The organism is Vallitaleaceae bacterium 9-2 (assembly GCA_038396585.1).
Taxonomy (GTDB): Bacteria; Bacillota; Clostridia; order Lachnospirales; family Vallitaleaceae; genus UBA1351.
Map to the genome: position 1 here is coordinate 2,691,869 of CP121691.1, position 12,681 is coordinate 2,704,549.

A 12,681-nucleotide genomic window follows, 5' to 3' on the forward strand; every position below is an offset into this window, starting at 1 on the left:
TTAAATATCGTTAGTCAATTAAGCCGCCATCTTTAAGTTCTTGTTGCATACCGCTAACTGCTTCTTCACCACTAACCTCACCTTTAATTGCTTTAAATCCCCAATACTCAACAATCTTCTTCGCATCATCCCATTGAGCCGGTTGATAAAGCGGTGTGGCATACGCGTTAATGACAACTTCTGCCTCGCTTACACCTGGAAGTGGCGGAAATGGGTGTTCCCAAGTTTTTGACTGTACTCTTGGACTTCCATGATCCATATTGTGTTCAGTCCCAATATCTGTCAACGTATATTCCTCTCCTGACACCGTATAGTCATGCCCTTCAATACCTATAGTTCCTAAAAGATATCCTTTTTCACTGTTCCAAAACTCTAAGAACTTCACTGCCAAATCCACATTTTCAGCATTTGCAGGAATCGCCCAAAGAGAAGAATCTCCTCTTGTTAGGATAATCTCTCCATCCTCTGATGGAACTCCGGCATAGCCTTTCATCTCAAATGTTCCAGCTTCATATCGTTCACTTTCTTGGGCATTAAACAATCCGACCCAGGCATCCCAATAAGCCATTGTTCCATTCATATCACCAAAGATTAGACTTCGCGCTTCACCCGTTCCATTGGTTTCATAATTTGGTTCGAAGTACCCTTTTTCATACATTTCATTAAGCCAATCCCACATAGCTGCCGCTTCGTCACTTGCATAAGGCACCGTAAGCTTACCTTCATCTAAAACCATGGCATCCTTTAAGCCCCAAGCACTCGCCCATGGCTGAATATCATACAATCCGGCAGTTGCAATCCCCCATGCTCCTTTTTCTTCTTTGCAAAGCTTCCAATAGTTCTCCCAATCTTCTAATGTAACCGGCGCATCAATACCAAATTCTTTGAGCCAATCTTCGCGTACAATCGCCAATCTTCCACCTTCATATTTTGATGGTGTTCCATATAACTTTCCATCCATTCTAAACAAATCATATTCCGAAGAAGGAATCACTTGTTCATCAGAAAGCACTGGCGAATCAGCAATTAATTGTGTCATGTCCATTAGTGCCCCTTGCTCTACTAATAAGGGGATTTTTCCACTTACTGTATAGATAATATCGTATTTTTCTCCTGAACCTAACTTTTGAAGCAATACATTGTCGTAGTCGGATGCAGGTTTTGTCATTTCCACGTCCACGCCTAATGCTTCTTCAATTGCTGCTACAAATAGTTCATGTTCTTCAGGATTTTTTCCTCCAACAACATTGGTTAGAATCTTAAGTGTTCTTCCGTCTTCTGCCATCGCATCGTCATCTGTAACTGAACTATCATCCGTTCCAGTTGTCTGCTCTGTTTGCACATCCTGTTCTTCCCCTGTTGTACCTTGTTGTGTCCCCTCTTCTTTTGAACATGCTGTTAACACCATTAACATTACTAATAACAACGGTAAAAATCTTCTCATCATATTCTCCTTCATTCAAATAAAATCTTGGCAATTATTAAGTATGTTTATTCTATATTAGATATACTTAATATTACCTTGGCTTGTTTCATGTTTTTACCTGCACATAAATAATACCAATTTTAACGCCTCAAGTCAACATTTTTCGGTAGTTTTTAACATTTGTTTTACCCTTTTTTTACTTTTTATTAAAAAAACAGTTGAATTATACCTAATTTTGTTTTATAATTAAGTATACTATTAACAATCTCCTAAAAAAAGCAGTTATAAAAAATATATGATGAAAGGATTCGCATGATATGAGCCAAAAATTTTTATATCTTAAAGTGTATAATGCTATAAAAGAGAAAATTACTAATCAAGAATATCTCCCTAACGAAAAGTTGCCAACAGAACAAGAGCTCTCTCAACAGCACCAGGTAAGTAAGATTACTGTTAAAAGAGCTTTGCAAATGTTAAGAGATGATGATTATATTTATAGTATCCGTGGTAGCGGTATTTACGTAATGGGAAGCGATAGTTCACCCCAAAAAAATACGCCTACTCTCCCCCTCACAACAACTGATCATAGCAATATCATTACATTGACTATGCCCTTGAATATGAATGAATCCAGTTTTACAGGAACAATTACAGGCGTATCACAGTATTTAGGTGAAGCCGGATATTTTTTAAATGTTCGAACCGGTTTCAAAACGATCAACGAAGAAAAAGGCATCTTAAATCAGATGTATGATACGAAAGTCGCCGGCATCATTCACTTCCCTCTATTTCCCAATAAAACCATCAATATTCTTAACAAGCTTTTTATTGAGAACTTTCCTATTATTACATTGGACAGGTATGTCGAGTGTTTACCCATTAGTTCAATTACAACGGATAACTTTAAGGGCGGCTATGATGCCGTGCATTATCTACTCCGTCTTAATCATGAAAAAATCGGATTCTTATGTGATGTAGGTCTTGAAAAGTTTGTCTCAATTAGAGATCGCTACTTAGGCTATTGTCAAGCAATGCGAGAAGGCTCCACTTTAAAAAGCGAATGGATTCACGTAGGTTTTAATCATGGCTATCTTCACAAACATAACGAAAAAATCATGTCCAACATCGTTGAAGACTATAAGAAGAATGGCATTACGGCCATTTTTGCCGCTAATGACCGTATCGCATCCTTCTTCATATTATCCGCTTTAAAACTAGGTTATCAAATTCCTGATGATTTTTCTATTATAGGGTTTGATAATGATACAACCCTTAATACTATTCATTCAAAACAAATCACAACGATGAGTCAACAATATGACAAAATCGGAAAACTGGCAGCTCACAACATCGTCAATTTAATTGAAGGAAAAACTGACAACGTCAAAATCACCGTTGAAGCTAAACTTATCGAAAAAGAAACCTGTATCAAAAGATAAGTCTATAGATCGACCATATCAAAAAATAGAGGATTTGCCTGTTCTTGAACATAACATTTTTCAAGGAAATGATCGCTTATTCGTTCGCCCACATCATCGGTTAACTGATATGTCTCCCACCCATTTTCCTCTTCAACAAGCCAATGGATTCTATACGTGCATGTCGTTGTATCCATTACAACGGTCTTAATGGTTCCAAAAAAAGCATCATAAAAGCGAGAAGATAATCCCTTCGGATACCTATCCAAAAATAGGGTTGTTATCTCTTCTTCCCGAAAGCTTTTTTGGCTTTCCATAAAACTTTCTATTGCCTGCAGGCGAACGACGGAATTTTTCATAGCAAACGGTTCGTATTTTTTAAAAGAATCAATAGCAATATGGTTTGTCCCACACAAATATTGTTTTGAGTGTTTTGCATCCATCTTTTCATAGGCAGTTTTACCGTCCATGGTCTCAAAAATACACCCCTGCCCATGTGCATCTGCCAAATAGAGATTAATATTGTATGCAATCGGCATCTTTTGAACCAAAGCCAAGGCTTCCTCCACATTTTTACAATTTTCCAACACACTTCGAATGACCGCCCAAAACTGCAAACCCTTGATTTTTGGTCGCCGCATTCCACTCATATTACTTACAGGCAGGCCGCAAGAGGACATTGACACCGCCAACCCACATTCATTGATCCCTTCACTTCTTCCAAAAAGAACAACACTACCTCCAATATGTGCATATTTTCCTTCCGGTCTTGTCTCAAGCACCATAAGGTCTTCATGTTCCAAATCAAATTCATAATTTCTAAAAAGTTTTGTATGTCCATCTTCCATCATATTCCCTGCAACAATAAGCCCTGAACATCTTGGTATCAGATACGTCATCCACGTATATGCAATATCTCGCATTGGCACTTGACATGCTTTTGCAAACCCTTTCAGTTCACTGACGATTCCCGGACAATACTCTTCGTATAACGTAAGTGCTTCATCAAGCTCTTCTTCACCAAAATTTTTCGGTGCAGCTGCAAGCCCCGGTTTCTTATTTGTTTTTAATGCCATTTGGCGTCCTATCTGTTCATATGTTCCCTCAAGCGTAAAATAAGATATGTTTTTCGTCTTCATAGAATTCTCCTTTCTTATGCCTCCATTCTATAACGAAACCCATATCCTATCTTGTCATTCTTTGCTTTTATATGTCCCATTATTTTTCTATCTTCTTCACCGGCAGCCATATCTCACATGTATAATTTATATCGTTAATATCGCCTGGCTTATACACTTCAATATTATAGCCTGCACTAATCTCATATACTTTGTTGCCTGGCAGCCACTCATTAAAAATACGCGTGTTAAGGGATTGTAGCGATGTAGGCATTGGGCCTATACAAGAAAACTTAACCCACTCTAATGCAGGAATTTCAAGAATTTCCCATTCATTATTGACATGCGCCGCATCAAAATCACCTGCAATATAATACTCAAACATTTGTCCATTTTTTCCTGCATCAACACTAATGCCATATTTCCCCATATTAACTGTAGTTTCTAGGCATTGTTTTTGGTACTGCTTCTGCCATTTTCCCCAATACTTCGGCACTTCATCAAAAGCATTTTCATAGGTGAAGCGCTGCTTAATTCCCATCACTTTAAAGGCTTTAATTGTCTCTAAGGTGTACTCAAGCTTTGTTCCTCCTTTGACAAAAACACTGATTTCAATGGGATGAAAGGTTTTAATTTTATATGGCTGTTTTTTCAATTTCATTGGCGACAAGCCATGAAAACGTGTGAATGCTTTCGAAAAACTCTCCGGTGTCTCATAGCCATATCGATAAGCCACATCGATGACTTTTTCTTTTCCCTCGATTAGGTCAATTGCAGCTAGGTACAGTCGCCTATTCCTAATATACTCACCCATTGCATATCCTGTCATAATGTGAAATGCTTTTTGAAAATAAAATGGTGAGATATGAACATGGTTTGCGAGCGCATCCGCTGACAAGTCTGTATACATGTTCTTTTCAATATATTCAATCGATTCTTTTAATGCTTTTGTCCATTCCATACCTTCTACGTCCCTATCACTTTTTCTAGATCCGAAATATTGATTTTCTTCATTATTCTCTTCCTACGCTTGCTCTACATATTTTTTGAATTGGTTCAGTATTGCCTGCCATCCTTGCTGCTGCAAATCAGCAGATAATGTATCTTCAACATCAAATACTTGTCTAACTAAAACCCCGTCTCGTCCTATTTCAAAAGTTGTTGTCACTTTTCTTTGATCTTCCAAGACATATACAATGCATGTGTTTTGTTCGATTTGTGTGAATTCCCCTGCAAAATCAAAGCCAACACTTTCATCTTTCGCTTCCATCCTATAGATAAAGCGCTTTCCAATCTCAAGGTTTTGTTCTACCCATGGAACCCACCAATCTTCACTCGCAAAATACCATTGCTTTATATGTTCAGCCTTCGTCCATTTTAGCCAAACCGTTTCTATATCACTATTAATAATTACTTCTACTGCTATTGTATCCATAATTTTCCTCCTAATGATATGATCCAATTAAAAATACTGTTACTCTAATTATAACTCAAGTGAAAATCCTTATCAATGCTATACCTTTGAGGATTAAAAAAAGAGCGGTATTCGCTCTTTTTCCCTATACTACATATGAATGATGCGCTGATTACTTGATCCCCTAAACTGTAAGCCAATCTCACTTAGCTCACTCATGAACGGTCCATCCACAACAACATCTACCATTGATAATAATTCATCTGTATATGCTGTGTATTTTCTTCCGCCTTTTATTAAATCCTGATCCAACAGATATCCCGTATATAGCCAGATTGTCTTGTTCGAGAATCTATGTTTAACCTCTTTGAATATAGCTAATAACGCCTCTTGATTTTCCGGCTCCATAGGCTCACCCCCAAGAACCGTCATTCCGCTGATATAACCGGGTCTTAAGCTTTCAATCATTTGCTCTACAACTTCATCCGTTAATACTTGCCCATAATTAAAATTCCAAGTTTCTCTATTAAAACAGCCTTTGCATCCTACTCGACACCCGGATACAAATAACGAAGTCCGTATCCCTTCACCATTGGCAATGTCATTGTATTTAATCTTTCCATAATGCATTATAAATGTAACACTCTTTCTTTAATCTCTTGTGTCCGTCCTTGATTCCAAAACTGAGTTCCTATATACCCACAAGTTCTTCTGGTAACTGACATATGGTCTTGGTCTGTATTCCCACAATTTGGACACTTCCACAATAATTTTTCTTCCGATTCAACGATTTCTATCTCACCATCAAATCCACACTTATGGCAATAATCCGACTTCGTGTTAAGCTCTGCATACATGATATTTTCATAAATATATTGCATCACAGAAATCACCGCCGGGATATTATTTAGCATGTTTGGAACTTCAACATATGAAATCGCTCCTCCCGGACTAAGCTCTTGGAATTTTGATTCAAAACCTAATTTGGTAAAGGCATCGATTTCTTCTGTTACATGCACATGATATGAATTCGTTATATAATTTTTATCGGTAATCCCATCAATAATGCCAAATCTTTCTTTTAACGCTTTTGCGAACTTATATGTCGTTGATTCTAAAGGTGTCCCATATACACTAAAATCAATATTGTGCTTCGCCTTCCATCTTGCACAGGCATCATTCATATATTGCATAACAGACAACGCAAAAGGTTCTGCGGAAGTATCTGTATGGGAACGTCCCGTCATATATTTTACACATTCATATAATCCTGCAAACCCTAAAGAAATAGTTGAATATCCTCCAAATAGCAGATGATCAATCGTCTCTCCTTTTTCCAAACGTGCAAGCGCACCGTATTGCCATAAGATTGGAGCAACATCAGATTTTGTTCCTTTTAATCTATTGTGTCGAGCTAATAAGCCTCGATAACACAAATCCAACCGTTCATCAAAGAGCTTCCAAAACTTTACCAAATCCCCGCCAGAGCTTAGTGCCAAGTCTACAAGGTTTAAAGTCACTACCCCTTGATTAAAACGCCCATAATATTTTGGCTTTCCATTTTCATCTTTATAAGGTGTTAAAAATGACCGACATCCCATACACGTATAGACATCACCATTTTTTAATTCACGCATTTTCTTTTCAGAAATATAATCCGGTACCATACGCTTGGCAGTACATTTAGCCGCTAATTGGGTGATTTCAAAGTATTTTGAGCCTTCTGTAATATTATTTTCTGATAGAACATAGATTAGCTTAGGAAACGCAGGTGTCGTCCAAACCCCTTTTTCATTTTTCACGCCTTTAATACGTTGTTTGAGCATTTCTTCAATAATCAACGACAAATCATCACGCAAGCGTCCGTCTTCAACTTCATTAAGATACATAAACAGGGTAACAAAAGGTGCCTGTCCATTCGTTGTCATTAAGGTAATAATCTGATACTGAATCATCTGAACACCACGGTTAATCTCTTCTTTTAATCGTTTGTGCACCAGCGCATTAAACTTCTCGCTCTCCAGCACAACCCCTGCTATATTCATTTCATTTTCTATGTCCAGCATGATTTTTTTCCTTGAAATATCCACAAAGGGCGCTAGATGACTTAACGATATTGATTGTCCGCCATATTGTGTGCTGGCTACCTGAGCAATGATTTGTGTTGTTATATTACATGCTGTAGCAAAACTATGTGGCTTTTCTATCATCGTTCCACTAATAACTGTACCATTTTGCAGCATATCTTCCAGATTCACTAAGTCACAGTTATGCATATGTTGCGCAAAATAATCTGTATCATGAAAATGAATAAGCCCTTCATCATGCGCTTTAGAAATATCTTCTTCTAATAAAAATCTTCTCGTTACATCTTTACTGACTTCTCCAGCCATATAATCTCTTTGAACTGAAACGACTGTAGGATTTTTATTGGAGTTTTCTTCCTTGATTTCTTCATTTTTAGTCTCAATCAATGTTAGAATCTGTTCATCTGTCGAGTTCGATTTACGAACTAGATCTCTCTTATATCGATATTTTATATAGGTTTTTGCAACTTTAAAAGCACCCTTGTCTAACAAAGCATCTTCAACACTATCTTGAATCGTCTCTACGTGTGTTCCTTCTACGACTTTTGCTGCAACTTTACCTGCAATGTTTTTTATATCCTCAGCCTGAAGCTGGTGCTCTTGCTCTACTTCTTTATTTGCTCCGGCAATGGCTGCTATGATTTTAGTAATATCAAATACTGCGTTGTTCCCATTTCGTTTTAAAATATTCATAATCTTCTCCGTTTTAAATAATTGATTTTTTGGGACATGCACACTACATATAGTGTGCATGTCTTCATTTACCCCCGATAATTTGTGTTTTACATTGTCACGTTACCTACTATATACTAAATATAGTTTTGATTCAAGTCCTTATAAAAAAATGTTTAAATTTTTTTTGCCCTATTCCAAGTATCCATTATTTTATGGTTATAAGTGCATGCATTATACCAATAAAATGGAATAGCTAGAAATCATCTCATCGAAGAATTAATCCTTGACACGGATAAAATATTATGTTAACCTAACATTCGAATTGAATAATCATACCTCATCGTATATGAGGTAGAGGCGCAATGCTTATTAGTAATTTCAGTGAAGCCGGAAGCTATTGATCTGTTATGAAAGGAAGCATTGCCGAAGCATTAAATTCCAAACTTAATGCTGGGTCTGCATTAAACAAATGCAGGACTGTCAATATAGGTGACTATATTGTTGAGCTATCTTAACCAATGCGATGTGATGTATATGTAAATGTATTGCACTTAACTTTGGTTAGGTGCTTTTTGTTTTTTTGGAACACATATTTTGCACTTTGTATATTATAGGAGATATTATTATGAATTGGTTAGCATTACTCCCCCCTTTAATCGCCATTGTTATGGCACTATTAACACGCGAGGTGTTACTTTCCCTCGTTGTTGCTGTTCTTATAGGATCAACAATCATTACCGGCAATCCCATTACCGGTTTTACTGAATTGTTAAACAACTATTTAGTCGGTTCATTAACCGATAGCTGGAACGTATCAATCCTTATTTTCTGTTTACTCATTGGCGGTTTGATTGGAATCGTCGATAAAAACGGCGGGACAAAAGGACTCGCTGATTTATTAGTAAAGCGTGCCGTTACGACAAAATCCGCACTTTTTTCAACATGGTTACTTGGCGTTGCCATTTTCTTTGACGATTATGCCAATTCCCTTATTGTCGGAAACTCCATGCGAGGTATTACTGATAAACTAAAAGTTTCCCGAGAAAAATTAGCATATATTGTCGACTCTACCGCTGCCCCCGTTTCATCGATGGCTTTGATCTCTACATGGGTTGGTATGGAACTTGGTCTTATTCAAGAAGGTCTTGAAAAACTCGGATTGGAGATGGGTGCATATGATGTCTTTCTTCAAAGTATTCCTTACCGTTTTTATAGTATCCTTGCACTAATCTTTGTGCTTATGATTATCTTTACCGGAAAAGATTTTGGTCCAATGAAAAAAGCAGAACTTTTGGCAAAAAGCAAGAGCTATACCGATCATGCACAAGCAGATACTCGCACTGACAGTCACTGGTATAACGCAGTCATTCCTATTGTCTCTGTCATTGTTATCACGATCATTGGATTATACCAAAACGGCGGCGGTTTTGAAGGTGCATCCATTCGTGAAGCATTTTCAGCTGCTGATGCCAGTGTTGTTCTTTTATGGGCTTCTTTTTGCGGCATCATCATTGCTTGGATAATGTCACTTGCCACGCGCACATTAAAAATAACCGAAATTGCAGATGCTTTTGTTGAAGGTGTAAAATCCATGGCTGTTCCTTCAATGATTCTTGCTCTAGCATGGACCTTGGGCTCTATCAATAGCGAGCTTAAAACTGCAGAATTAATGGTGCAACTTATTGGAAATAACTTGCCTGCATTCTTGATTCCGGCGATTCTGTTTATCGTACCTGCCATTGTTGCTTTCTCAACAGGTACTTCTTGGGGAACCAATGCCATCGTTATGCCTATCGCCATTGAGCTAAGTTATCTTACCGGAGGCGCTGAGCTCGTTGTCCCTGCAATCGGAGCTGTTCTTACCGGAGCTGTTATGGGCGATCACTTGTCTCCAATCTCTGATACAACGATTATGTCTTCGATGGCATCTGGATGTGATCACATCGCTCACGTTCGAACCCAAATCCCCTACGCCGCAACGGTTGCCGCTATTGCGCTAATCTTTGGCTTTATCCCGGCAGGGCTAGGATTCAACCCATTTATCTCATTGATTCTTGGAATCGTAGCACTTTACTTTATCCTTAACTTTTTGGGTGATACCTCCGAAGCCACTTCTGCTGCCTATACTTTAGATTAAACAAAGCCCCTAAACATTGTATCTTCAACATATGTTTAGGGGCTTTACATTTTTTAATTAATAACAAGTATTCTCTTATCTTTTGTCCCAAGTTCGTATGCAACTTCTTTATAGGGTAATTCATAGGGTCCTTCAACACGTCGCGTTACTGTGACCGTGTCTTTGGTGCAGATTACTTTTAACGTAACCAATGCATGAACCCCGTTTTTATAATCCATCGTTTTTCCATCATCTTCATAGAAGCTTACCTCAAACTCACCATCTTCCTGAAGAGGAAAAATCCGATACGTTCTCGCTTCTTTTTCTTTGGTTTCAAAGCCTTGAACTGCCGTGTTTAACGGTAGTATGCTACCTGCCCGTAGGAAAAATACTGCTTTCTCCAACGGCGCCTCCACTTCAATCTCCTGACCACCTGCATACCACTTCCCACTGTAATACTCATACCAGCCATTAGCGTCTTTAGGTAAATAGAGCTTACGAGTTGTTTGCCCTTTATTAAATACTGAAGCCACTAAAATATCCTTGCCGACCATGAACTCATCATTTTCTTCAAATGTTTTTTCATCCGTTTCATAATTTAAGAAAGTAGGTCGAATGATAGGCTCATAGTTGGCGTGTGCCTTATAGAGAAGATCATACAAGTAAGGTACTAGCTGCATTCGAAAGATCATCAAGTCTCTGATTGGCTCTAGGTATTCTTTATACATCCATGGTTCATTAACCGTGGCATCATCATTCCATGAATGAATGGTAAATCTTGGATGAAAAATACCATTTTGAATCCATCGTATAAACAATTCCGGCTCTGGCGCATCACCTGCAAATCCACCAACATCATGACCGATATTATAGATTCCGCTAAGACTTAGTCCAATTCCCATTTTCGAATTAAAGCGAATCGTCTTATAATCTGTTCTGTTGTCACCAGACCAGGTTTGAACATAGCGCTGCATCCCCGGGCATCCGGAACGCGATATAAGATAAGGTCGTATATCCCCATTAAATTCTGTCTGAGCTTCAAAGGATGCTTTCATCATAAGAAGGGAAAATAACGGTTTAATCAATTCTACCGCCAGCTCTTGACCAAATCCAAAGGTTTTGGCTTGTCCATCCCATATCTCATACTCATTGTTATCATTCCAGGTGGAGTCGATACCTTTTTTTAGAAGTTGCTGTGTCACTTGATCTTTCCACCATTGAAAAGCTTCCGGGTTCGTAAAGTCTACATATGCTCCGATCTCGTCCCAGAACATAGCCGTCTCTGTCTTTTGACCTGTTGCATCTTTTATAAATAACCCTCGTTGCTCAAGGTCTTTATACATCGGATGATCAATAAGCAGTGCCGGTTTAATATTTGCACAAAGGCTAAGCCCTGCGTCATGGAAACCTTTGCTCATTTTTTTTGCATCCGGTATTTTATCTGTATTCCAGTTAAAGACATAACGCTTGTCGCCAATAGATGTATAGCCTGAAGATAGCTGAAAGGACTGACAAGGTATGTCATATGTCTTACAGTCTTCTACAAATTGCTGAAGTTGTTCTTGAGCGTTAGGCGCGTCAGTATAGTGCATGGTAGAACCTGAATAACCTAGACTCCACTTGGGTGGAAAAATAGTTTTTCCTGTCATCCAAGAAAATGTTTTGGTCACTTTTTCCACTTCAGGACCAAGGATAACGTAGTAATCCAAGTCCCCCGCTTCAGCATAATAATATCTATAGGCACCATGATAGTTGTCTAACTCTTTACCCATGTCAAAATGTGATGTTGCCAAGTTGTCATAAAAAATCCCATAGGCAATCTTTTTTTCATGATTTCTTGTAATATAAAACGGTACATGCTTATAAAGAGGGTCTGTAAACTCAGCATCATATCCCATCGGGTCAACATTTTCCATCTTAAAGCGACTTCCATACTTATCTACATGCCCTGCACGTTCACCTAAACCATAATAGGACTCATTTTTTGTTCTTTGAATATAGTGATAAACTCCCCGTCCAAAGGCTCCATCTAAGTTATAGGCTTGTGTTTTTCGATCTTGGAGAAAAAGTTCTTCTTTTCCCTCTTTTTTGGCAAACCATTCCATTTTCATCCCATCTAGATGAATCACAAGTTTTATACGCGTAGTTTCAATAATTACTCTGGTCTCTTCTTCGACAACTGTAAAATCAGGACATGAAAAAGGACTGATGTCCATTCTCTCTCGACCTTCAAGGGGTATATCTTCCATGCCAGGAGCAATCATCCAGGTTTTGTCAAGAATTGGCTTGTCTTTATAATTCATAACACGAATGATGTTCTCATCCAGTACAAAAACTTTAAAGATTTCCTTACTGTTTTCAAGTCCAAAGGATACACTATGTGCATCCTTTTTTAGTCTTTGAAAATTATATGCTGATAAAATCATA

9 protein-coding genes and 1 riboswitch are annotated in these 12,681 nt (G+C 38.0%); of the genes, 2 read left to right on the plus strand and 7 right to left on the minus strand.

Annotated features, from left to right (window positions below; genetic code table 11):
- Window positions 1-10 precede the first annotated feature (10 nt).
- Window positions 11-1,444 (minus strand): extracellular solute-binding protein, encoded by a 1,434-nt coding sequence (locus QBE53_12475; protein ID WZL80615.1) that lies wholly within the window; start codon window positions 1,442-1,444, stop codon window positions 11-13.
- A gap of 299 nt (window positions 1,445-1,743) precedes the next feature.
- Between QBE53_12475 and QBE53_12480 the strand changes: the two genes are divergently transcribed.
- Complete coding sequence (locus QBE53_12480) at window positions 1,744-2,865, plus strand: GntR family transcriptional regulator (protein WZL80616.1); 1,122 nt, start codon at window positions 1,744-1,746, stop codon at window positions 2,863-2,865.
- A gap of 2 nt (window positions 2,866-2,867) precedes the next feature.
- On the opposite strand, the gene QBE53_12485 is transcribed toward QBE53_12480, so the two are convergent.
- From QBE53_12485 to nrdD, 5 genes are all read right to left on the minus strand, one after another.
- Entirely contained in the window at window positions 2,868-3,983 is a 1,116-nt protein-coding gene (locus QBE53_12485; GenBank protein ID WZL80617.1) for a C45 family autoproteolytic acyltransferase/hydrolase, read from the minus strand.
- A 79-nt stretch (window positions 3,984-4,062) separates the two neighbouring features.
- Window positions 4,063-4,923, minus strand: coding sequence for an AraC family transcriptional regulator (locus tag QBE53_12490; protein ID WZL80618.1), 861 nt, complete (start codon window positions 4,921-4,923; stop codon window positions 4,063-4,065).
- 63 nt (window positions 4,924-4,986) lie between these two features.
- Window positions 4,987-5,397 (minus strand): SRPBCC domain-containing protein, encoded by a 411-nt coding sequence (locus tag QBE53_12495; protein ID WZL80619.1) that lies wholly within the window; start codon window positions 5,395-5,397, stop codon window positions 4,987-4,989.
- A 129-nt stretch (window positions 5,398-5,526) separates the two neighbouring features.
- Window positions 5,527-6,006 (minus strand): anaerobic ribonucleoside-triphosphate reductase activating protein, encoded by a 480-nt coding sequence (gene nrdG / locus QBE53_12500; GenBank protein ID WZL80620.1) that lies wholly within the window; start codon window positions 6,004-6,006, stop codon window positions 5,527-5,529.
- Window positions 6,006-8,156, minus strand: a complete 2,151-nt coding sequence (nrdD, locus tag QBE53_12505; protein ID WZL80621.1) for an anaerobic ribonucleoside-triphosphate reductase — start codon at window positions 8,154-8,156, stop codon at window positions 6,006-6,008. Before nrdD ends, nrdG begins: the two co-directional genes overlap by 1 nt.
- A gap of 326 nt (window positions 8,157-8,482) precedes the next feature.
- Window positions 8,483-8,655: riboswitch (Lysine riboswitch) on the plus strand.
- 108 nt (window positions 8,656-8,763) lie between these two features.
- Between nrdD and QBE53_12510 the strand changes: the two genes are divergently transcribed.
- Complete coding sequence (locus tag QBE53_12510; protein WZL80622.1) at window positions 8,764-10,275, plus strand: Na+/H+ antiporter NhaC family protein; 1,512 nt, start codon at window positions 8,764-8,766, stop codon at window positions 10,273-10,275.
- 53 nt (window positions 10,276-10,328) lie between these two features.
- Here QBE53_12510 and QBE53_12515 read toward each other — a convergent pair whose 3' ends face one another.
- On the minus strand, window positions 10,329-12,680 hold the full coding sequence (locus QBE53_12515; GenBank protein ID WZL80623.1) for a glycoside hydrolase family 31 protein: 2,352 nt from the start codon (window positions 12,678-12,680) through the stop codon (window positions 10,329-10,331).
- Window position 12,681: the final 1 nt, after the last annotated feature.

What these genes read in the sequence shown, in the direction of transcription:
- QBE53_12475 (WZL80615.1), bottom strand. Translation starts at nt 1,444, where the DNA reads ATGAGAAGATTTTTACCGTTGTTATTAGTAATGTTAATGGTGTTAACA.
- QBE53_12485 (WZL80617.1), bottom strand. Translation starts at nt 3,983, where the DNA reads ATGAAGACGAAAAACATATCTTATTTTACGCTTGAGGGAACATATGAA.
- QBE53_12490 (WZL80618.1), bottom strand. Translation starts at nt 4,923, where the DNA reads ATGGAATGGACAAAAGCATTAAAAGAATCGATTGAATATATTGAAAAG.
- QBE53_12480 (WZL80616.1), top strand. Translation starts at nt 1,744, where the DNA reads ATGAGCCAAAAATTTTTATATCTTAAAGTGTATAATGCTATAAAAGAG.
- QBE53_12515 (WZL80623.1), bottom strand. Translation starts at nt 12,680, where the DNA reads ATGATTTTATCAGCATATAATTTTCAAAGACTAAAAAAGGATGCACAT.
- QBE53_12495 (WZL80619.1), bottom strand. Translation starts at nt 5,397, where the DNA reads ATGGATACAATAGCAGTAGAAGTAATTATTAATAGTGATATAGAAACG.
- QBE53_12510 (WZL80622.1), top strand. Translation starts at nt 8,764, where the DNA reads ATGAATTGGTTAGCATTACTCCCCCCTTTAATCGCCATTGTTATGGCA.
- nrdD (WZL80621.1), bottom strand. Translation starts at nt 8,156, where the DNA reads ATGAATATTTTAAAACGAAATGGGAACAACGCAGTATTTGATATTACT.
- nrdG (WZL80620.1), bottom strand. Translation starts at nt 6,006, where the DNA reads ATGCATTATGGAAAGATTAAATACAATGACATTGCCAATGGTGAAGGG.